The 20878-nt window shown below is 51.3% G+C and carries 23 protein-coding genes, 1 tRNA gene and 1 pseudogene; 16 read left to right on the top strand and 9 right to left on the bottom strand.

From position 1 onward, the window contains the following. The first annotated feature begins 211 nt into the window (after window positions 1-211). From frdA to ACLJRH_RS14065, 5 genes are all read left to right on the top strand, one after another. Window positions 212-2002, top strand: a complete 1791-nt coding sequence (gene frdA / locus ACLJRH_RS14085; RefSeq protein ID WP_001192952.1) for a fumarate reductase (quinol) flavoprotein subunit — start codon at window positions 212-214, stop codon at window positions 2000-2002. After that, window positions 1995-2729 carry a fumarate reductase iron-sulfur protein gene (gene frdB, locus ACLJRH_RS14080; protein WP_000829509.1) on the top strand — a complete coding sequence of 245 codons (735 nt, stop codon included), beginning with the start codon at window positions 1995-1997 and terminating at the stop codon, window positions 2727-2729. The genes frdA and frdB overlap by 8 nt, the downstream gene beginning before the upstream one ends. A gap of 10 nt (window positions 2730-2739) precedes the next feature. Then, complete coding sequence (gene frdC / locus ACLJRH_RS14075; RefSeq protein ID WP_000208749.1) at window positions 2740-3135, top strand: fumarate reductase subunit FrdC; 396 nt, start codon at window positions 2740-2742, stop codon at window positions 3133-3135. A 10-nt stretch (window positions 3136-3145) separates the two neighbouring features. Further along, window positions 3146-3505 carry a fumarate reductase subunit FrdD gene (gene frdD / locus ACLJRH_RS14070; protein ID WP_000609650.1) on the top strand — a complete coding sequence of 120 codons (360 nt, stop codon included), beginning with the start codon at window positions 3146-3148 and terminating at the stop codon, window positions 3503-3505. A 110-nt stretch (window positions 3506-3615) separates the two neighbouring features. Continuing rightward, window positions 3616-4149: a lipocalin family protein gene (locus ACLJRH_RS14065; protein WP_001221670.1), complete on the top strand. Its 534-nt coding sequence runs from the start codon at window positions 3616-3618 to the stop codon at window positions 4147-4149. A gap of 16 nt (window positions 4150-4165) precedes the next feature. Here ACLJRH_RS14065 and sugE read toward each other — a convergent pair whose 3' ends face one another. After that, window positions 4166-4483 carry a quaternary ammonium compound efflux SMR transporter SugE gene (sugE, locus tag ACLJRH_RS14060; RefSeq protein ID WP_000118469.1) on the bottom strand — a complete coding sequence of 106 codons (318 nt, stop codon included), beginning with the start codon at window positions 4481-4483 and terminating at the stop codon, window positions 4166-4168. A gap of 256 nt (window positions 4484-4739) precedes the next feature. Here sugE and ACLJRH_RS14055 point away from each other — a divergent pair, with 256 nt between their 5' ends. Next, the gene (locus tag ACLJRH_RS14055; RefSeq protein WP_000912959.1) at window positions 4740-5327 is read left to right on the top strand and encodes a helix-turn-helix transcriptional regulator; all 588 of its coding nucleotides are present in this window, start codon (window positions 4740-4742) and stop codon (window positions 5325-5327) included. A 30-nt stretch (window positions 5328-5357) separates the two neighbouring features. Here the strand turns inward: ACLJRH_RS14055 and ecnB are convergent, their stop codons facing one another. The 3 genes from ecnB to efp form a co-directional block, all read right to left on the bottom strand. Continuing rightward, window positions 5358-5504, bottom strand: a complete 147-nt coding sequence (ecnB, locus tag ACLJRH_RS14050) for a lipoprotein toxin entericidin B (protein WP_000239598.1) — start codon at window positions 5502-5504, stop codon at window positions 5358-5360. A gap of 107 nt (window positions 5505-5611) precedes the next feature. Continuing rightward, on the bottom strand, window positions 5612-5746 hold the full coding sequence (locus ACLJRH_RS14045; protein ID WP_000977686.1) for an entericidin A/B family lipoprotein: 135 nt from the start codon (window positions 5744-5746) through the stop codon (window positions 5612-5614). A 60-nt stretch (window positions 5747-5806) separates the two neighbouring features. Continuing rightward, window positions 5807-6373 carry an elongation factor P gene (gene efp, locus ACLJRH_RS14040; RefSeq protein ID WP_000257282.1) on the bottom strand — a complete coding sequence of 189 codons (567 nt, stop codon included), beginning with the start codon at window positions 6371-6373 and terminating at the stop codon, window positions 5807-5809. A 40-nt stretch (window positions 6374-6413) separates the two neighbouring features. Here efp and epmB point away from each other — a divergent pair, with 40 nt between their 5' ends. Together epmB and ACLJRH_RS14030 are read left to right on the top strand one after the other, a co-directional pair. Continuing rightward, a complete protein-coding gene (epmB, locus tag ACLJRH_RS14035; RefSeq protein WP_023136357.1) occupies window positions 6414-7442 on the top strand; it encodes an EF-P beta-lysylation protein EpmB in 1029 nt (342 codons plus the stop codon). Window positions 7443-7723: 281 nt separating this feature from the next. Then, window positions 7724-8581: a YjeJ family protein gene (locus ACLJRH_RS14030; protein ID WP_001229227.1), complete on the top strand. Its 858-nt coding sequence runs from the start codon at window positions 7724-7726 to the stop codon at window positions 8579-8581. 47 nt (window positions 8582-8628) lie between these two features. Here the strand turns inward: ACLJRH_RS14030 and ACLJRH_RS14025 are convergent, their stop codons facing one another. The 3 genes from ACLJRH_RS14025 to ACLJRH_RS14015 all read right to left on the bottom strand — a co-directional run bounded on the left by ACLJRH_RS14025 (window position 8629) and on the right by ACLJRH_RS14015 (window position 11209). Next, window positions 8629-8982, bottom strand: a complete 354-nt coding sequence (locus tag ACLJRH_RS14025) for a DUF4156 domain-containing protein (protein WP_000558210.1) — start codon at window positions 8980-8982, stop codon at window positions 8629-8631. A gap of 243 nt (window positions 8983-9225) precedes the next feature. Continuing rightward, on the bottom strand, window positions 9226-10872 hold the full coding sequence (groL, locus tag ACLJRH_RS14020) for a chaperonin GroEL (RefSeq protein WP_000729126.1): 1647 nt from the start codon (window positions 10870-10872) through the stop codon (window positions 9226-9228). Window positions 10873-10915: 43 nt separating this feature from the next. Continuing rightward, window positions 10916-11209: a co-chaperone GroES gene (locus ACLJRH_RS14015; RefSeq protein WP_000027827.1), complete on the bottom strand. Its 294-nt coding sequence runs from the start codon at window positions 11207-11209 to the stop codon at window positions 10916-10918. A gap of 275 nt (window positions 11210-11484) precedes the next feature. Between ACLJRH_RS14015 and yjeH the strand changes: the two genes are divergently transcribed. Beyond that, on the top strand, window positions 11485-12726 hold the full coding sequence (yjeH, locus tag ACLJRH_RS14010; RefSeq protein WP_023136358.1) for an L-methionine/branched-chain amino acid transporter: 1242 nt from the start codon (window positions 11485-11487) through the stop codon (window positions 12724-12726). 58 nt (window positions 12727-12784) lie between these two features. Here the strand turns inward: yjeH and ACLJRH_RS14005 are convergent, their stop codons facing one another. Then, a complete protein-coding gene (locus ACLJRH_RS14005; RefSeq protein ID WP_001267291.1) occupies window positions 12785-13261 on the bottom strand; it encodes an FxsA family protein in 477 nt (158 codons plus the stop codon). Between the two features lie 339 nt (window positions 13262-13600). Between ACLJRH_RS14005 and aspA the strand changes: the two genes are divergently transcribed. The 6 genes from aspA to ACLJRH_RS13975 all read left to right on the top strand — a co-directional run bounded on the left by aspA (window position 13601) and on the right by ACLJRH_RS13975 (window position 19404). Next, complete coding sequence (gene aspA, locus ACLJRH_RS14000; protein WP_000069440.1) at window positions 13601-15037, top strand: aspartate ammonia-lyase; 1437 nt, start codon at window positions 13601-13603, stop codon at window positions 15035-15037. 114 nt (window positions 15038-15151) lie between these two features. After that, on the top strand, window positions 15152-16453 hold the full coding sequence (gene dcuA, locus ACLJRH_RS13995) for an anaerobic C4-dicarboxylate transporter DcuA (RefSeq protein ID WP_000637595.1): 1302 nt from the start codon (window positions 15152-15154) through the stop codon (window positions 16451-16453). Window positions 16454-16573: 120 nt separating this feature from the next. After that, entirely contained in the window at window positions 16574-16921 is a 348-nt protein-coding gene (gene cutA / locus ACLJRH_RS13990) for a divalent cation tolerance protein CutA (RefSeq protein WP_000887832.1), read from the top strand. Beyond that, window positions 16897-18600, top strand: coding sequence for a protein-disulfide reductase DsbD (locus ACLJRH_RS13985; protein ID WP_023137193.1), 1704 nt, complete (start codon window positions 16897-16899; stop codon window positions 18598-18600). Before cutA ends, ACLJRH_RS13985 begins: the two co-directional genes overlap by 25 nt. A 36-nt stretch (window positions 18601-18636) precedes the next feature. Beyond that, a complete protein-coding gene (locus tag ACLJRH_RS13980; RefSeq protein WP_023137194.1) occupies window positions 18637-19212 on the top strand; it encodes a transcriptional regulator in 576 nt (191 codons plus the stop codon). 116 nt (window positions 19213-19328) lie between these two features. Then, window positions 19329-19404, top strand: a tRNA-Phe gene (locus tag ACLJRH_RS13975). A 79-nt stretch (window positions 19405-19483) separates the two neighbouring features. Here ACLJRH_RS13975 and ACLJRH_RS13970 read toward each other — a convergent pair. Next, window positions 19484-19558 (bottom strand): annotated as a pseudogene (locus ACLJRH_RS13970) (helix-turn-helix domain-containing protein); the annotation flags it as partial. Between the two features lie 555 nt (window positions 19559-20113). Between ACLJRH_RS13970 and ACLJRH_RS13965 the strand changes: the two are divergent. After that, window positions 20114-20866: a non-specific acid phosphatase gene (locus ACLJRH_RS13965; RefSeq protein WP_023137195.1), complete on the top strand. Its 753-nt coding sequence runs from the start codon at window positions 20114-20116 to the stop codon at window positions 20864-20866. The last annotated feature ends 12 nt before the right edge of the window (window positions 20867-20878 follow it).

The raw sequence follows: 20878 nt of genomic DNA, 5'->3' as shown, positions 1-20878 counted from the left end.
CAGATGGTTTAGTAATTAAATTAATCAAAATCAATGATAATTCATCCCTCTGATACGCTAAAAAAATCGAACACGTCAAATTTCCCTCACATCCCTGAGACTATACTGTTGTACCCATAAAGGAGCAGTGGAAACGCATTCATACTTCGCAGAACCCAGAGGCTTTATCTGGCTGCGCGAGGGTGAAATTACAATAATCTGGAGGAATGTCGTGCAAACCTTTCAAGCCGATCTTGCCATTATAGGCGCCGGTGGCGCGGGATTACGTGCTGCAATTGCTGCCGCACAGGCGAATCCCAATGCTAAAATCGCACTGATCTCAAAAGTGTACCCGATGCGCAGCCACACCGTCGCTGCCGAAGGGGGTTCAGCCGCTGTCGCCCAGGATCATGACAGCTTTGACTACCATTTTCACGATACGGTAGCAGGCGGAGACTGGCTGTGTGAGCAGGATGTCGTGGATTACTTTGTCCACCATTGTCCCACTGAGATGACGCAGCTGGAGCAATGGGGCTGCCCGTGGAGCCGCCGTCCGGACGGTAGCGTTAACGTGCGTCGCTTCGGTGGTATGAAAATCGAGCGTACCTGGTTCGCCGCGGATAAAACCGGCTTCCATATGCTGCATACCCTGTTCCAGACTTCCCTGCAGTTCCCACAAATCCAGCGCTTTGACGAACATTTTGTGCTGGATATTCTGGTTGATGACAACCATGCGCGCGGCCTGGTGGCAATGAACATGATGGAAGGCACGCTGGTGCAAATCCGCGCCAACGCCGTGGTCATGGCGACAGGCGGCGCAGGCCGCGTATACCGCTATAACACCAACGGCGGCATCGTCACCGGCGACGGGATGGGCATGGCGCTGAGCCACGGCGTTCCGCTGCGTGATATGGAATTCGTTCAGTATCACCCGACCGGCCTGCCAGGTTCCGGTATCCTGATGACCGAAGGTTGCCGCGGCGAAGGCGGTATTCTGGTCAATAAAAATGGCTACCGTTACCTGCAAGACTACGGCATGGGCCCCGAAACGCCGCTGGGCGAGCCGAAAAACAAATATATGGAACTGGGGCCACGCGACAAAGTATCCCAGGCTTTCTGGCACGAATGGCGTAAAGGCAACACCATCTCCACGCCGCGCGGCGATGTGGTTCACCTCGACCTGCGTCATCTCGGCGAGAAGAAACTGCATGAACGTCTGCCGTTCATTTGCGAACTGGCGAAAGCCTATGTCGGCGTCGATCCGGTTAAAGAACCGATTCCAGTACGTCCGACCGCGCACTACACCATGGGCGGCATTGAAACCGACCAAAACTGTGAAAGCCGTGTCAAAGGGCTGTTTGCCGTTGGCGAATGCTCCTCTGTTGGCCTGCATGGCGCGAACCGCCTCGGTTCCAACTCACTGGCGGAACTGGTGGTATTTGGTCGTCTGGCTGGCGAACAAGCAATGGAACGCGCTGCGACGGCAGGCGCCGCAAATAGCGCCGCGCTCGACGCCCAAGTTGCCGATATTGAACAACGTCTGAAAAATCTGGTGAACCAGGAAGGCAACGAAAACTGGTCGAAGATCCGCGATGAGATGGGTCTGTCTATGGAAGAAGGTTGTGGTATTTACCGTACCCCGGAACTGATGCAGAAAACCATTGATAAACTGGCCGAGCTTCAGGAACGTTTCAAGCGCGTACGTATCTCCGATACCTCCAGCGTGTTCAACACTGACCTGCTGTATACCATCGAACTGGGTCATGGTCTGAACGTGGCGGAATGTATGGCGCACTCTGCGCTGGCGCGTAAAGAGTCCCGCGGCGCGCATCAGCGTCTGGATGAAGGCTGTACCGAGCGCGACGATGTGAACTTCCTCAAGCACACCCTCGCCTTCCGCGATGCTGATGGCACGACCCGTCTGGAATACAGCGACGTGAAAATCACCACCCTGCCGCCAGCCAAACGTGTTTACGGCGGTGAAGCGGAAGCAGCCGATAAGAAGGAGAAGGCGAATGGCTGAGATGAAAAACCTGAAAGTTGAGGTGGTGCGCTATAACCCGGAAACCGATACCGCGCCGCACAGTGCTTTCTATGAAGTTCCTTATGATGAAACAACATCGCTACTGGACGCGTTGGGCTACATCAAAGATAACCTGTCGCCAGACCTGAGCTACCGCTGGTCCTGCCGTATGGCGATCTGCGGCTCTTGCGGCATGATGGTCAACAACGTCCCTAAACTGGCGTGTAAAACCTTCCTGCGCGATTACACCAACGGTATGAAGGTGGAAGCGCTGGCGAACTTCCCGATTGAGCGCGATCTGGTTGTCGATATGACGCACTTTATCGAAAGCCTGGAAGCGATCAAACCGTACATTATTGGCAACTCTCGCACGCCAGATCAGGGGCCGAATGTCCAGACCCCGGCGCAAATGGCGAAGTATCACCAGTTCTCCGGTTGCATCAACTGTGGTCTGTGCTACGCCGCGTGCCCGCAGTTCGGTCTGAATCCTGAGTTTATCGGACCGGCTGCGATTACGCTGGCGCATCGCTATAACGAAGATAGCCGCGATCACGGTAAGAAGGAGCGTATGGCGCAGTTGAACAGTCCGAACGGCGTATGGACCTGTACTTTCGTGGGCTACTGCTCCGAAGTCTGTCCAAAACATGTCGATCCGGCTGCGGCCATTCAGCAGGGTAAAGTGGAAAGCTCGAAAGACTTTCTTATCGCCACCCTGAAACCACGCTAAGGAGTGCAACATGACGACTAAACGCAAACCCTATGTGCGGCCGATGACGTCCACCTGGTGGAAAAAACTGCCGTTTTATCGCTTTTATATGCTGCGCGAAGGCACAGCAGTGCCGGCAGTCTGGTTCAGTATTGAACTGATTTTCGGTCTGTTTGCGCTCAAACACGGCGCGGAATCCTGGATGGGATTCGTCGGCTTTTTACAAAACCCGGTGGTAGTGATCTTAAACCTGATCACCCTGGCGGCCGCGCTGCTGCACACCAAAACCTGGTTTGAACTGGCGCCGAAGGCGGCCAATATCATTGTAAAAGACGAAAAAATGGGGCCAGAGCCAATCATCAAAGGGCTTTGGGTGGTCACTGCGGTAGTCACCGTAGTCATTCTGTATGTTGCCCTGTTCTGGTAAGGAGTCCCGGATGATTAATCCAAACCCAAAACGTTCTGATGAACCCGTATTCTGGGGACTGTTTGGCGCAGGCGGTATGTGGGGCGCGATCATCGCGCCGGTGATCGTGCTACTGGTTGGCATCATGCTGCCGCTGGGGCTATTTCCGGGCGATGCCCTGAGTTTTGAGCGCGTACTGACGTTCGCCCAAAGCTTTATTGGTCGCGTTTTTCTGTTCCTGATGATTGTGCTGCCGCTATGGTGTGGCCTACACCGTATGCACCACGCGATGCATGACCTGAAAATCCACGTGCCCGCGGGCAAATGGGTCTTTTACGGTCTGGCGGCAATCCTGACCGTTGTGACGGCGATTGGCGTTATCACTCTCTAAGTTGCCACGACGCCCTCTTATCTACCCGATAAGAGGGCGTTTTTTCTTTTCCTGCCTCTCATTTTCCCGCCAGGTTCTACACTTAGAAAAAACACTGGAAGGAAAATCTTATGCGCATTCTGCCCGTCGTTGCTGCAGTTACGGCCGCATTTCTGGTCGTCGCCTGTAGTTCGCCTACTCCGCCTAAAGGCGTTACCGTGGTAAATAACTTTGATGCCAAACGTTACCTCGGCACCTGGTATGAGATCGCACGCCTCGATCATCGATTTGAACGTGGACTGGAACAAGTCACGGCCACCTATAGTCTGCGTGACGATGGCGGGATTAATGTCATCAATAAAGGCTATAACCCGGATCGGGGAATGTGGCAAAAAACAGAAGGCAAAGCGTATTTTACCGGTAGTCCAAACCGCGCCGCGCTCAAGGTCTCTTTTTTCGGCCCGTTCTACGGCGGCTATAACGTGATTGCGCTTGACCGGGAATACCGTCATGCGTTGGTGTGCGGCCCGGATCGCGACTATCTGTGGATACTCTCTCGCACGCCAACGCTTTCTGAGGAAATAAAACAGCAAATGCTGGCCGTCGCGACCCGGGAGGGGTTTGACGTCAATAAATTAATTTGGGTAAAACAATCAGGTTCGTAGCAATGTCAGCGACGAATTAATGCGCACTGAGTTTTAGCCCAATGATACCCGCGACGATCAAGCCAAGACTGAGCAAACGCGCCGGTGAGGCAGACTCGCCCAGCAGAAGGATACCGGTGATTGCCGCCCCGACGGCGCCGATGCCGGTCCAGATGGCGTACGCCGTTCCAACGGGCAGCGTTTTCATTGCCCAGGAAAGTAACGCCATACTGATAACCATGGCCGTAATGGTGATAATACTGGGGGTCAGACGAGAAAAACCGTGGGTATACTTCAGGCCGACAGCCCATACCACTTCAAGTAAACCAGCGATTAATAGAATGATCCAGGACATAGCAGGCTCCAGATAATTAATGGGGCCGTCCCCGGTGAGAATAGCGTTTACAGGTCGTCCTGTAACGTATACGGATGAAAAGCCATTTTTGCCTGAGAGAAAATGAATTTCAACCTTTTTATTTTTTTCCGTCTAAAGGCGGGAATTGGCCCTTTTAAGCCGCGTAGTTTTCGCATTTAGCGCCCACAGGAGTTCTCTATGATGGAACGCCTTCTGGGAAAGAAAGTGCTTTATCTACTTCCGGGTGCAAAAAACTATGTTGAAAATTTTAGTGATAGACCGATGCCACTTTACCCGTACGGGCATGGAGGCCTGGCTTAATCACACTGATGTGCTCAGTTCTTCACTGCTGGTATCCGGGATGAATAACCTTATACTGGCGAAAGAACATATTCTGCAATGGAAGCCCCATCTGGTTATCGCTGATTTATATGGTTTTCTCAACGATGCCTTACCCGAACAGCCTATCAATGCATTTTTTGCCGCCTGCAGGATGACGCCGTTGGTATTATTACAGTCAGGGAATATGCCGTACAGACCACAATATGCCAGTCATGCGGTGTTATCTAAACACACGCCTTTACATGAGCTTGCACAACGAATTAAAGGAGCGCTATATACTCATCCACTGCAGGAAGCGCCGGAAAGCGCCACGCCATTGCTCTCTCCGCAGGAGGAAAAGGTACTCGCGATGTGGACGGAAGGCACCAGCAATAAAGAGATTGCGTATGCGCTTGGCATTCACGGGAAAACGGTTTACACCTATAAGCGTAATATCCGTATGAAACTTCATATGGATAACCGGTATTCTCCCTTTCTTATGCTTCCGGAGAAAATCGATTAACGGTACGACGCCATGCCGTACCGTTGATGATTACTGCTGAGCTCTGGTTGCAGCGCCAGAGATCGCACTACCACCGTCCGAGATGTCCTCGCCCACGCCGCGCGTGGTATTACAAGCAGTTAATACAGTGGAAAGTACCAAAACAGAAAAGATCGCTGCAATTGTCTTTTTAACCATAATGTCTTCCTTTTCTAGCCAATGTTGTTTGTGTATAGCAACTTAATAATAGACAACATCCCAGAAAATGACGGGCGATCGACTAATTTTAGGAAGACGAGAAGCGATTAGCTGGCTGCGCGGGAGATGGCGTGGCCAAGATGCTGAATATCTTCGCCGAAGCCGCGGGCGGTATTACATGCCGTTAATAATGTGCCGGTAAGAAGAACCAGCGCGACAAGGCCGATAAAGCGTTTCATCATTGAGGCGCGAAAAATAGGATGGCGCAGCATACGCTGCACCATTTTTCCCGATAACGTAAATTATTTTACGCGGGATACGTATTCGCCGGAACGGGTATCGACTTTGATCACTTCGCCAATCTGCACGAACAGCGGAACTTTAACCACTGCGCCAGTAGACAGCGTGGCTGGTTTGCCGCCAGTACCTGCGGTATCGCCCTTCAGACCTGGGTCGGTATCAACAATTTCCAGTTCAACAAAGTTCGGCGGAGTGACAGAGATAGGCTGACCGTTCCACAGGGTCACGATGCATTCCGCCTGATCCAACAGCCATTTTGCGTTGTCGCCGATAGCCTTGGCATCTGCAGACAGCTGCTCGAAGGTTTCGTTGTTCATGAAATGCCAGAACTCACCGTCGTTGTACAGGTAAGTCAGGTTCATATCGACTACATCCGCGCCTTCAGCGGAATCGGTCGATTTGAAGGTTTTCTCAACGCGCGTGCCGGTCAGCAGACGGCGCAGCTTAACGCGGGCAAACGCCTGGCCTTTACCCGGTTTCACGAATTCACTGGATTCAACCGCATAAGGTTCGCCATCCAACATGATTTTAAGACCGGAACGAAAATCGTTGCTATAGTAAGTCGCCATAAGGCCCTCTGAAATTGTTAACTGGTAGCTAAGCCACAAAATGGCGCATATTGTAACCCTAAATACCCCATTGCGAGAAGATTGGTTAGCGCAACTTGCCGATGTTGTGACCAATCCCGACGAACTGCTGCATCTTTTACAGATTGAAGCTGATGAAAACCTCCGGGCAGGACAGGACGCCAGGCGCTTGTTTGCCCTCCGCGTGCCGCGCGCTTTTATTGCGCGCATGGAGAAGGGCAACCCTGACGATCCTCTGTTACGTCAAGTGCTGACGTCCCGGGATGAATTTATTGTCGCCCCCGGTTTCTCCACCGACCCGCTGGAAGAGCAACACAGCGTGGTGCCAGGATTATTGCATAAATACCAAAACCGGGCGCTATTGCTGGTAAAAGGCGGATGTGCGGTAAATTGCCGCTACTGTTTCCGTCGTCACTTCCCGTATGCGGAGAATCAAGGCAATAAGCGTAACTGGACAGTCGCGCTGGAGTATATCGCCGCACACCCGGAACTGGATGAGATCATCTTTTCCGGCGGCGATCCGCTGATGGCGAAAGATCATGAGCTGGACTGGCTGCTCACGCAACTGGAAGCCATAAAGCACGTCAAGCGGCTACGCATCCACAGCCGGTTGCCTATCGTCATCCCGGCACGCATTACTAACGAACTGGTCGCCCGCTTTGACCAGTCACGTCTGCAAATTTTGTTGGTGAACCATATCAACCACGCTAATGAAGTGGACGAGGCGTTCTGCCTGGCGATGAAGAAACTGCGCCACGTGGGCGTCACGCTTCTCAACCAGAGCGTCCTGCTGCGTGGCGTGAATGATAACGCGCAAACGCTGGCGAATCTGAGCAACGCGCTATTTGACGCCGGCGTGATGCCCTATTACCTGCATGTGCTGGATAAAGTGCAGGGCGCCGCGCATTTTATGGTCACCGATGACGAAGCCCGGCAAATCATGCGCGAACTGCTCACGCTGGTATCCGGCTATATGGTGCCAAGACTGGCGCGTGAAATCGGCGGCGAACCGAGCAAAACACCGCTGGATTTACAGCTTCGGCAGTGCTAATCCTCGCGGGCACGTCAGGGACGACGAAAAATATTACCGCGCAATATTACGAGGAGATTCCCCCACGATTCTCCTCACCCTCTGGCGAGGATAAACTAACCTTCGTTAAATACACCTTTCCGGTCCTCTCTTTTCAATAAAGTCCGTTTTAGGACTCGCTTAGCGTGTACTGCATTTTCGAATTATACTGGTTCTCCTTTTTATAGGACGGCATAAACAATTTATATATCAAATACATTGCAGTAAAACATTTAATTATTTTATATTTGTGGAGAATTGACATGGCCTTAACGATTAAGGGACTAAATACCGGCGTTATTCGTCACAATGATAAGTTTATCGCGCTGGCGCTTAAGGTGAAGTCACTGAGAAATAAAGAAACACTGCTTTTCTTTCCTGTGCTCGCGCTGCGAGACTTGTTGATCGGCCTTGAACACCGGCTTTATTTACAACACTCGCTTCCGGAACAAGAGCAGGAAAAACGCCAGAAAGCCAAAAGCAGTCATGTGCTTAAAATGCATGAGAATATTCCGGCAATACTCCGTGAAGAGCTGGAAAACGCCGATGTTAATCAGCGTGTTGAATCTTTAGCGTTGAGCGATAATACAGAAAAAGTATTAACCTTTACGTTAAAGCTGCACAATGGTAGCCATCTTGATTTACAGGTCGGTGAGTGGCAGGTTGAAGTTCTGGTGATGGCTATTATTCACGCCATTAATAATGCCGAAATGCGTGAGCTCGCATTGCGTATTTCTTCAATGCTGGACTTTTTACCATTATACGATGCTGACTGCCTGGAAAACGGTAATATCGAATTCGATACCTATAACCAGCCTGACTGGAAACATAATCTGTATAACCATTATTTAGCGCTCGTTTATCGTTATACGGATGAGGCAGGACAATCGCATGATTGCGGCACCATCATTAAGACCCGCAGTCAGTCAGGCTCTAAAGAAGCTGAAGCGATATCACGCCGCTTGCTGAATTTCAGCCCGCGTCTTAAAAAGCTGGAAGGAAAACCGTGTAAGGTTTTTGTCAGAACGCTTGGAACCGGTAAAGCAGCGCGTCTGACGCAAGATCAATGCATGCGCGCGTTGCATAATCTACGCATGGCATCATCGCAGGAAAAACGCTAACCATATTGCCCTCTGAATCTTTCAGAGGGCGTTACGATTCAGACATATCAGTTCGGACATTTATAAACCTGGCCGTTCATCTCGCTGGCCGTCGGGACAAAACTGGACAACATGCCCTGCGACGGACTACTTACGCCATACAGCACGTTTCCACCCATCGCGGCCGCCTGATTACGCAGATCGTTCGCTGCGCCACGCATTGAGCCACCCTCTTCGCCGTGCTGGCCTGAAAACCAGTTACTCTGTTTACCGGTTGCCGTACCAATAAGCTGGCATTCCGCGCCTGGCTTATCTTCGACAAAGCGTACATTTTGGCCGGCAGCGGTAAGTTCGTTGCTGGAGCTACAACCCGCCATCAGCAGCGCGGCGCCAACGATCCCTGCTAAATATTTCACGTGCATGTTATTCCCCATAATCAATGAGCTGGACGTTTTGTCCGTATCTGAATCTTATACTAAAAAGATGACTAAAAGAAAAACCCCCGGTCATTTCTGCCCGGGGGTTTCTCAATTCTGGGAGATAAGCACCCAAATCATACTGGTTGCAGGAAGGCGGCCAGTTTGTTAATCCCCAGTCACTTACTCAAGTAAGTGACTGGGGTTAGCCAACGCATCTGCAGCCTGAAGGATGCAGGGTGTGGGCAATTACATCATGCCGCCCATACCACCCATACCACCCATGCCGCCAGCAGCGCCTAAATCAGGAGCATCGCTTTTCGGCAGGTCGGTCACCATGCACTCGGTAGTGATCATCAGACCAGCCACTGAAGCCGCGTACTGCAGCGCAGAACGGGTAACTTTGGTTGGGTCCAGGATACCCATATCGATCATGTTGCCGTATTCTTCAGTTGCTGCGTTGTAACCGTAGTTACCGTCGCCGCCTTTAACGGTGTTAGCGACAACAGACGGCTCTTCGCCGCAGTTCAGCACGATCTGACGCAGCGGAGCTTCCATTGCGCGCAGCGCAACTTTGATACCCACGTTCTGGTCTTCGTTCTGACCTTTCAGGTCAGCAATTTTAGAAGCAACGCGGATCAGCGCAACGCCACCACCAGCAACCACGCCTTCTTCTACCGCAGCACGGGTCGCGTGCAGGGCATCTTCAACGCGGGCTTTCTTCTCTTTCATTTCAACTTCGGTCGCAGCGCCAACTTTGATAACCGCAACGCCGCCTGCCAGTTTCGCTACGCGCTCCTGCAGTTTTTCACGATCGTAGTCGGAGGTCGCTTCTTCAATCTGCTGACGGATCTGAGCAACACGGCCCTGGATTGCAGCTTCTTCACCCACGCCATCGATGATGGTGGTGGTGTCTTTGTTGATCACAACGCGTTTCGCCTGACCCAGGTCTTCCAGGGTTGCTTTTTCCAGCTCCATACCGATCTCTTCAGAGATTACGGTACCGCCGGTCAGGGTAGCGATATCCTGCAGCATCGCCTTACGACGATCGCCGAAGCCCGGTGCCTTAACCGCAGCCACTTTCACGATGCCACGCATGGTGTTAACAACCAGGGTAGCCAGCGCTTCGCCTTCAACATCTTCAGCGATGATCAGCAGCGGTTTGCCTGCTTTTGCAACGGCTTCCAGAACCGGCAGCATTTCGCGGATGTTGGAGATTTTCTTATCAGCCAGCAGGATGAACGGGCTTTCCAGTTCTACTGCGCCAGTTTCCGGCTTGTTGATGAAGTAAGGAGACAGGTAGCCGCGGTCAAACTGCATACCTTCAACCACGTCCAGTTCGTCCTGCAGACCGGTACCGTCTTCAACGGTGATGACGCCTTCTTTACCGACTTTATCCATCGCTTCCGCGATCAGTTTACCTACGGTTTCGTCGGAGTTAGCGGAGATAGTACCTACCTGAGCAATCGCTTTAGAGTCGGAGCACGGTACGGACAGGGCTTTCAGCTCTTCAACCGCAGCAGCAACCGCTTTGTCGATACCACGTTTCAGGTCCATCGGGTTCATGCCCGCAGCAACGGCTTTCAGGCCTTCGGTAATGATGGACTGCGCCAGTACGGTCGCGGTGGTGGTGCCGTCGCCTGCAGCGTCGTTCGCTTTAGAGGCAACTTCTTTCACCATCTGCGCGCCCATGTTTTCAAACTTGTCTTCCAGTTCGATTTCACGCGCTACGGAAACACCATCTTTAGTGATAGTCGGCGCACCGAAAGATTTATCCAGAACCACGTTACGGCCTTTCGGACCGAGGGTTACTTTCACTGCATCTGCCAGTACGTTTACGCCGCGCAGCATTTTCACACGAGCGTCGTTACCGAATTTTACGTCTTTAGCTGCCATTTTCTCTTTCCCTTAAATTCGTATGTTCAGTGTCGTTCGCGGATTACGCTTCAACAATTGCCAGAATGTCGCTTTCAGACATGATCAACACTTCTTCATTGTCGATCTTTTCAGATTTCACACCGTAGCCATCGTTAAAAATAACGATGTCGCCAACTTTCACGTCCAGCGGCTGTACAGTACCGTTGTCCAGGATGCGACCCTTACCGACAGCGATGATTTCGCCACGAGTTGATTTACCCGCTGCGGAACCGGTCAGTACGATGCCGCCAGCAGATTTGGACTCAACTTCTTTACGTTTGACGATCACACGATCATGTAACGGACGAATACTCATTGATAGCTCTCCTTTGAGAAAGTCATTATCAGTTATGGGTGACGCCGGCCCGTAAACGGTTTCCCGGCTGGTGACCAGAGAGATGGGGATGGGGTTTTGCCCCTTCAAGGGGGGAGATGAAAAAAAATTCTTCTGAGCGAAAAAAGCGGTAAAAACGCTACTTATCTCACGTTTACCCAAGGTTTAGAACATCCTGCTATAAGAAAAGGCGTGTGTGATACGCTTAAAAATGCCTGTCGTCACCTGACGTTACAATGCCGCCGGATAATGAGCTGATGAATGAACTAAAAAAAGAGCTTGGGTTGGTTCAGGGCGTTATCTTGTTAACCACATCATTATTAGGGACTGGCGTTTTTGCGCTTCCGGAGCTGGCTGCGCTGGCGGCAGGCGACATCAGCCTTTGGGCATGGCCGCTGCTCATTATTTTGATTTTCCCTATTGCGATTGTCTTTGCTGTGCTGGGGCGTCATTTTCCACACGCTGGCGGCGTAGCGCATTTTGTCGGGATGGCATTTGGCCCGCGTCTGCAACGGGTGATCAGTTGGCTGTTTTTATCAGTCATTCCTGTTAGTTTTCCCGCAGCCTTGCATATTGCGGTGGGTTTCGGCCAGGCGCTGTTTGGCTGGCAAAGCGAACAGCTCTTATTTGGGGAGCTGGGTACTCTAGGTTTACTATGGTTTATGGGATCGCGCGGCGCCAGTTCCAGCGCCAACCTGCAAGCCATTATCGCTGGATTAATTATCGCGCTTATTGCCGCCATTCTGTGGAAAGGCGCGATTAAACCTGCAGATATCACCTTCCCAGCCGCAAACGAAATTACCTTTTCCCGGCTGTGTACCGCCCTGGCGATCATGTTCTGGGGATTTGTGGGAATTGAGGCGTTTACGCATTTGTCATCTGAATTTAAAAATCCTGAACGTGATTTTCCGCGCGCATTGATCATTGGCCTGATGCTGGCCGGCGCCATTTATTGGGCCTGTACCGCCGTGGTGCTGCATTTTGGCGTCTATAGCGACAAGATAGCGGCAACAGCCTCGCTACCGCTTATTATTGTTCATCTCTTCGGTATCCAGGCGTTGTGGGTAGCCTGCATTATTGGTTATCTCACCTGCTTTGCCAGCCTGAATGTGTATGCTCAGAGTTTTGCGCGTCTGATATGGACGCAAATGCAATATCAGCCCGATCACTATCTGGCTCAACTCTCTCCCGGGCGCCTTCCCTTGCACGCGTTAAACGTTATTCTGGCCTGTTGTTGCGTGAGTTCCCTGGTCGTCTATGCCCTGAAGATTAACCTCAATGCGCTGATCGTCTATGCTAACGGTATTTTTATTATGCTCTATCTGCTTTGTATGCTGGCGGGCTGTCGACTGTTGAAAGGGCGTTGCTATGCACTGGCGGTGACGGGTTGTCTACTGTGCCTGTTATTGCTGGCAATGCTGGGGTGGAAAAGCTTATATGCCATTATCATGCTGGCTGCATTATGGCTGTTTTTACCGAAGCGAAAACGCATGGCGTAAGACGCATCCGCTGGCCGGATAACGCCTCGCGCGACTTATCCGACCAACATCTCTACCTTTAATCCCGACGATCGTCTTTATGTTCAATACGATCGCGATCGTCATCTTTACGCTGATACTCGCCGTCAAATGTTTCGCCACCGCCAGTACCCGCGCTAAACCCGCCGCCCGGCATCCGGGAAAAACGTAAATGCGGCAGCAACTTCAGCGTCAAATGTTTTTGCACTGGCGGTAACAAAAGGAGGAGGCCGAGAAAATCGGTGAAAAATCCCGGCAACAGGAGCAGTAAGCCAGCGATGATCAGCGATACACTCTTAATCATTTCTGCCGCCGGGCTCTCACCGGCCGCCATTTTTTGTTGCATCAGCAAAAAGTTTTTAAAACCCTGGTTACGTACCAGCGACATACCGATAACAGACGTAAAAATCACCAGGATTAGCGTCATCAGGACGCCAAGCACATGGGCGACCTGGATAAAGATAGAAATCTCAATGTAAACATAGAGAAAGACAGCTAAAAAGGGTATCCAGCGCAAAGGACTCTCCTGTAAGTCATGGCCGTCTGCGACGACCATTTGAATGGGGTTGCGATTCGCATCGATTCGATATGGTGGTGCGTAGCAAAATTTCAAGTGGTTTGTACACCTATTTTAGGTAGTAATACTAAAGCGGTGACCTATTTCACAAAATAATAAATAAGGGGTAAATTCCCACACTTTAAGTGATCCAGATTACGGTAGGAATTCTGAACCAGCATATGATCTCGTTTATCAGGCCGATGGAGGGGATAATCGTCGGTCAGAAAACATTCGAAATCACATATATCCTGTGTGTTTTAAAGTAAAATCATTGGCAGCTTGAAAAAGAAGGTTCACATGTCAAACAACATTCGTATCGAAGAAGATCTGTTGGGTACCAGGGAAGTTCCAGCTGAAGCCTACTATGGTGTTCACACTCTGAGAGCGATTGAAAACTTCTACATTAGCAATAACAAAATCAGCGACATCCCTGAATTTGTGCGTGGCATGGTTATGGTAAAAAAAGCGGCGGCGCTGGCCAACAAAGAGCTGCAAACCATTCCTAAGAGTGTGGCGAACGCCATCATTGCCGCATGTGATGAAGTCCTTAACAACGGTAAGTGCATGGATCAGTTCCCGGTAGATGTCTACCAGGGCGGCGCGGGCACTTCCGTCAACATGAATACCAACGAAGTGCTGGCCAATATCGGGCTGGAACTGATGGGTCATCAGAAAGGTGAATATCAGTACCTGAACCCGAACGACCACGTGAATAAATGTCAATCCACTAACGACGCCTATCCGACAGGCTTCCGTGTAGCGGTTTACGCCTCTATCGTCAAACTGATCGATGCCATCAACCAGTTGCGTGAAGGTTTCGAACGTAAAGCGGTTGAATTCCAGGACATCCTGAAAATGGGTCGTACCCAGTTGCAGGACGCCGTACCGATGACGCTTGGTCAAGAATTCCGTGCGTTCAGCATCCTGCTGAAAGAAGAAGTGAAAAGCATCGAGCGTACTGCTGAACTGCTGCTGGAAGTCAACCTTGGCGCAACGGCAATCGGTACCGGTCTGAACACGCCGAAAGAATACTCTCCGCTGGCGGTGAAAAAACTGGCTGAAGTCACTGGTTTCGCCTGTGTTCCGGCGGAAGATCTGATTGAGGCGACATCTGACTGTGGCGCGTATGTTATGGTTCACAGCGCGCTGAAACGTCTGGCAGTGAAGATGTCCAAAATCTGTAACGACCTGCGCTTGCTCTCTTCTGGTCCTCGTGCCGGCCTGAACGAGATCAACCTGCCGGAACTGCAGGCGGGCTCTTCCATCATGCCAGCCAAAGTGAACCCGGTAGTACCGGAAGTCGTAAACCAGGTATGCTTTAAAGTCATCGGTAACGACACCACCGTTACGATGGCGGCGGAAGCCGGTCAGTTGCAGTTGAACGTTATGGAGCCGGTTATCGGTCAGGCGATGTTCGAATCCATCCACATTCTGAGCAACGCGTGCTACAACCTGCTGGAAAAATGCGTTAACGGCATTACCGCGAATAAAGAAGTGTGCGAAGGGTACGTTTATAACTCCATCGGTATCGTCACTTACCTCAACCCGTTCATCGGCCACCACAACGGCGACATCGTCGGTAAAATCTGTGCTGAAACCGGTAAGAGCGTACGTGAAGTTGTGCTGGAGCGCGGCCTGTTAACGGAAGCCGAGCTGGACGATATTTTCTCCGTACAGAACTTGATGCACCCGGCTTATAAAGCTAAACGTTATACTGATGAAAGCGAACAGTAATCGTACAGGGTAGTACCAAAGAGGCACGTCACGATGACGTGCCTTTTTTCTTACAAGAAGTTACCAAATAACAACAATTTAATATCAACTTGTTAAACAACAAGGAAGGCTAATATGATAGTTGTCGAACTTATCATTGTTTTGCTGGCAATCTTTTTGGGCGCCAGACTTGGGGGCATCGGTATTGGATTCGCTGGTGGGCTGGGTGTTCTGGTACTTGCCGCCATCGGCGTGAAGCCAGGGACAATTCCATTCGATGTCATTTCCATCATCATGGCGGTTATCGCCGCGATCTCTGCTATGCAGGTCGCGGGCGGTCTGGATTATTTGGTAAACCAGACGGAAAAACTGCTGCGTAAGAACCCGAAATACATCACTATCCTCGCACCGATTGTGACCTATTTCCTGACTATTTTTGCTGGTACCGGGAACATTTCCCTGGCAACGCTGCCGGTTATTGCTGAAGTCGCGAAGGAGCAGGGAATCAAACCTTGCCGTCCGCTCTCGACCGCCGTGGTATCCGCGCAGATTGCGATTACCGCCTCGCCGATTTCTGCGGCCGTGGTGTATATGTCTTCTGTTATGGAAGGTCATGGCATTAGCTACATTCACCTGCTGTCCGTGGTTATCCCCTCTACGCTGCTGGCGGTGCTGGTGATGTCCTTCCTGGTCACTATGCTGTTCAACTCCAAACTGTCGGACGACCCGATTTACCGCAAGCGTCTGGAAGAAGGGCTGATTGAACTGCGTGGTGAAAAGCAGATTGAAATCAAACCGATGGCAAAAAATTCCGTCTGGCTGTTCCTGCTGGGCGTTATCTGCGTGGTTGTTTATGCGATTGTTAACAGTCCGAGCCTCGGCCTGGTTGAGAAACCGCTGATGAACACCACCAACGCTATTTTGATCATCATGTTGAGCGTCGCAACGCTGACCACCATCCTGTGTAAAGTGGAAACTGACGCCATCCTCAACTCCAGCACCTTTAAAGCAGGGATGAGCGCCTGTATCTGTATTCTGGGTGTGGCGTGGCTGGGCGATACCTTCGTATCCGCTAACATCGACTGGATCAAAGACACTGCGGGTAGCGTCATCCAGGGTCATCCGTGGCTGCTGGCCGTCATCTTCTTCTTTGCTTCCGCGCTGCTCTACTCTCAGGCGGCAACGGCGAAAGCGCTGATGCCGATGGCGCTGGCGCTGAACGTCTCTCCGCTGACGGCAGTCGCTTCCTTCGCCGCCGTTTCCGGCCTGTTCATTCTGCCGACCTACCCGACTCTGGTTGCGGCGGTACAGATGGATGACACCGGTACAACCCGTATCGGTAAATTCGTCTTTAACCACCCGTTCTTCATCCCAGGCACCCTGGGCGTCGTTCTGGCTGTCTGCTTCGGCTTCCTGCTGGGCAGCTTTATGCTGTAAGTGTTTCACCCGCGGGGCGTATCACGCCCCGCATTCTCCCGCCCTTTGACTAACATCCTACCCTCGTCCGTTGTATAGTGACCGTTCACTTGCGGGTCTTTTTGTTCTTTCGAGGTGTTTATGCTTGATGTTAAGAGTCAGGATATTTCCATCCCCGAGGCCGTTGTGGTGCTTTGTACCGCCCCGGATGAAGCTACCGCCCAGGATCTGGCCGCCAAAGTGCTGGCGGAAAAACTGGCCGCCTGCGCCACCCTCCTCCCCGGCGCGACATCGCTGTACTACTGGGAAGGCAAACTGGAGCAGGAGTATGAAGTTCAAATGATCTTAAAGACCACCGTTTCACATCAGCAAGCGCTTATCGACTGCCTGAAGTCTCATCACCCGTATCAAACGCCTGAACTTCTGGTTTTACCTGTTACTCACGGAGATACTGATTACCTCTCATGGCTCAACGCATCTTTACGCTGATCCTGCTGCTGTGCAGCACATCCGCCTTCGCCGGATTATTCGACGCGCCGGGTCGCTCGCAGTTCGTCCCTGCCGACCGGGCGTTTGTTTTTGATTTTCAGCAAAATCAACACGATCTTACCCTCTCCTGGCAGGTAAAAGAGGGTTACTACCTTTACCGTAAACAAATTAGTATCACGCCGACGAAAGCGGATATCGCCGCAGTCCAACTCCCGGCAGGCGTCTGGCATGAAGATGAGTTCTACGGAAAAAGCGAAATCTACCGTAAGCGGCTAAACGTTCCGGTAACGGTTAACCAGGCGGCGGCTGGCGCGACATTAACGGTAACGTACCAGGGGTGCGCCGATGCGGGATTCTGTTATCCGCCGGAAACGAAAACGGTGCCGCTAAGTGAAGTCGCCGCGGCAATAGACGCCACGCCGACGCCTGCTGTCACCCAGACGGGTGAGACGTCAAAACCCGCCGCCCAGCTACCTTTTTCCGCGATCTGGGCTCTGCTGATCGGCATCGGCATCGCCTTTACGCCCTGCGTTTTACCCATGTATCCGCTGATTTCCGGTATTGTCCTGGGGGGAAGGCAACGTTTGTCGACGGGGCGCGCACTGCTGCTGGCCTTTATCTATGTTCAAGGGATGGCGCTGACCTATACCGCACTGGGTCTGGTCGTCGCCGCGGCGGGATTACAGTTTCAGGCGGCGCTGCAGCACCCTTATGTGTTAATCGGCCTTGCCATCGTGTTCACCCTGCTTGCGTTGTCGATGTTTGGCCTGTTCACACTACAGCTCCCCTCCTCACTGCAAACCCGGCTGACATTAATGAGTAATCGTCAGCAAGGCGGCTCGCCCGGCGGCGTTTTTGTTATGGGGGCGATTGCCGGATTAATTTGCTCGCCCTGCACTACAGCGCCGTTAAGCGCGATCCTGCTTTATATCGCTCAGAGCGGCAACATGTGGCTGGGCGGCGGTACGCTGTATTTGTATGCATTAGGTATGGGTCTGCCGCTAATGCTGGTCACCGTGTTTGGCAACCGCCTGCTACCGAAAAGCGGCCCGTGGATGGCGCATGTCAAAACCGCTTTTGGTTTCGTGATCCTCGCGTTACCGGTCTTTTTACTGGAGCGGATTATTGGCGAGGCCTGGGGTTTACGTCTGTGGTCGCTGCTGGGCGTCGCTTTCTTTGGTTGGGCCTTTATCACCAGCCTTCAGGCCAGACAAGCGTGGATGCGTATCGTACAGATTATCCTGCTGGCGGCTGCGCTCATTAGCGTGCGGCCTCTACAGGATTGGGCGTTCGGATCGCCATCCGCGCAAGCTCCAGCGCACCTCAATTTCACGGCTATTTCTACCGTGGACGAACTCAATCAGGCGCTGGCGCAGGCCAAAGGCAAACCCGTTATGCTGGATTTCTACGCCGACTGGTGCGTGGCCTGTAAAGAGTTTGAAAAGTATACCTTCAGCGATCCGCGGGTCCAGCAGGCGCTCGGCGACACGGTGCTCTTGCAGGCTAACGTCACCGCTAACAATGCGCAGGATGTCGCGCTGTTAAAGCATCTGCAAGTCCTCGGGCTGCCCACCATTCTGTTCTTTAATGCCCAAGGCCAGGAACAGCCGCAATCGCGAGTCACCGGCTTTATGGACGCCGCCACCTTTAGCGCGCATTTGCACGATCGCCAACCGTGAGCGACACTTGCAAAAGCAAAGACGGAGGAGAATACCGTGCAACGTGAAGATATTCTGGGAGAAGCCCTGAAATTACTGGAGACGCAAGGGATAGCCGATACTACGCTGGAAATGGTGGCGGAGCGCGTAAATCGCCCACTCGACACATTACAGCGTTTCTGGCCAGATAAAGAAGCCATTTTATATGACGCGCTACGTTATCTGAGTCATCAGGTAGATATCTGGCGACGCCAGCTTCTTCTTGATGAGACGCTTTCTGCTGAACAAAAGCTACTGGCACGCTACAGCGCGCTCTCGGAATGTGTCAGTAATAACCGTTATCCTGGTTGCCTGTTCATTGCCGCCTGTACGTTTTATCCCGATCCAACCCATCCTATTCACCAACTGGCTAATCAACAAAAACGCGCGGCACATGATTTTACCCATGAGCTACTGACCACGCTGGAAATTGACGATCCGGCGATGGTTGCAAGGCAGATGGAGCTGGTGTTGGAAGGTTGTCTCAGCCGAATGCTGGTCAACCGCAGTCAGGCTGATGTAGATACCGCTCAGCGGTTGGCGGAAGATATTCTGCGTTTTGCACAGTGCCGCCAGGGTGGGGCGCTCACCTGACGGGGTACTGATTTTATGCATTTTGCCTGAAAAGCAGGCAGTCAGCGCGCTTTTATCACTTTTTTCGTGTAAAGCCGTTGACGACCGCGCGCCTTTACGGTTTAATGCGCCCCGTTGCCCGGATAGCTCAGTCGGTAGAGCAGGGGATTGAAAATCCCCGTGTCCTTGGTTCGATTCCGAGTCCGGGCACCACTTATTCAGAAAACCCAGCCTATGGCTGGGTTTTTGCTTTTCTGGGAATGGAAATCCGTAGCCCCCATCTCCGGCCTGACTAGCTATAACGAGAAGGCCAGATTTTCTCTGGCGCAACGCCCAGCGCTTCGGCGATCAGCCGCTCATCTTTGGGCCTGGGTCAAAAGCTTACTTAGCTACAGGGAGATTATTACCAGTAATAACGCGTATCACTCCATCTGACGGTTCGCTAGCCTCGACAAGTGAGTCCAATATCTCCGCCATGAACTTTTCCATCACTGACAACAACAATTCCTTCGCCAATTTTAGCATTTTTTCTTTTTCGGTTTCTTTATTCTTAAATACTGTTTCCGGCTCTTGTTCATAATCATAAATTAATACTCAGCACATCATAACTGGTGGTAACTGTCGGGGTAACAGAGCACATATTTTAAAATACTTATTCATACTTTGTTATTACGTAAACATTTTAACCTAATGCGTGTCAGTCAGGCACGCAGATAAAAAATAACCGGGGGAAAAGTTAAACAAAATGCTGTTAGCCGGAAGTACCAGTATTGTTCTGTTGTCCGCTGCAGTCAGTTCGGTATGGGTAGAGGATAATGCCAGTACAGCGTCCTGCTTTTTTACCTGTATGTTGAATAACCATTTCAATAAATCATTATAGAATCACATCTGTTTATTATTGTCTGATCCGGAGTGAGTCTTTATGAAAAGTCGTTATTTACTATTTTTTCTACCACTGATCGTAGCTAAATATACATCAGCAGCAACAGTGCAACTCTTTCATTCTCCTGAAGAATCAGTGAACAGTCAGTTCTACTTACCACCACCGCCAGGTAATGATGATCCGGCTTTCCGCTATGATAAAGAGGCTTATTTTAAGGGCTATGCGATAAAGGGTTCCCCACGATGGAAACAAGCTGCTGAGGATGCAGATGTAAGCGTGGAAAATATAGCCAGAATATTCTCGCCAGTAGTGGGTGCTAAAATTAATCCCAAAGATACGCCTGAAACCTGGAATATGTTACAGAATCTTCTGAAAATGGGCGGCTACTACGCTACTGCTTCGGCAAAAAAATATTATATGCGTACTCGCCCCTTTGTCTTATTTAATCATTCCACCTGCCGTCCTGAAGATGAGAATACTTTACGAAAAGATGGCTCTTACCCTTCCGGGCATACTGCTTATGGTACACTTCTGGCATTAGTATTATCCGAGGCCAGACCGGAACGCGCGCAGGAGCTCGCCAGACGAGGATGGGAGTTCGGGCAAAGCAGAGTGATATGTGGTGCTCACTGGCAAAGTGATGTTGATGCTGGCCGTTATGTGGGAGCAGTAGAGTTTGCAAGACTGCAAACAATCCCGGCTTTTCAGAAGTCACTGGCAAAAGTCCGTGAGGAGCTGAACGACAAAAATAATTTATTGAGTAAAGAAGATCACCCCAAACTTAATTACTGAAGATGAAAGTCT

Source organism: Salmonella sp. SAL04162 (assembly GCF_046551535.1).
GTDB lineage: Bacteria > Pseudomonadota > Gammaproteobacteria > Enterobacterales > Enterobacteriaceae > Salmonella > Salmonella enterica.
This window is presented reverse-complemented; position numbering and strand designations above follow the sequence as displayed.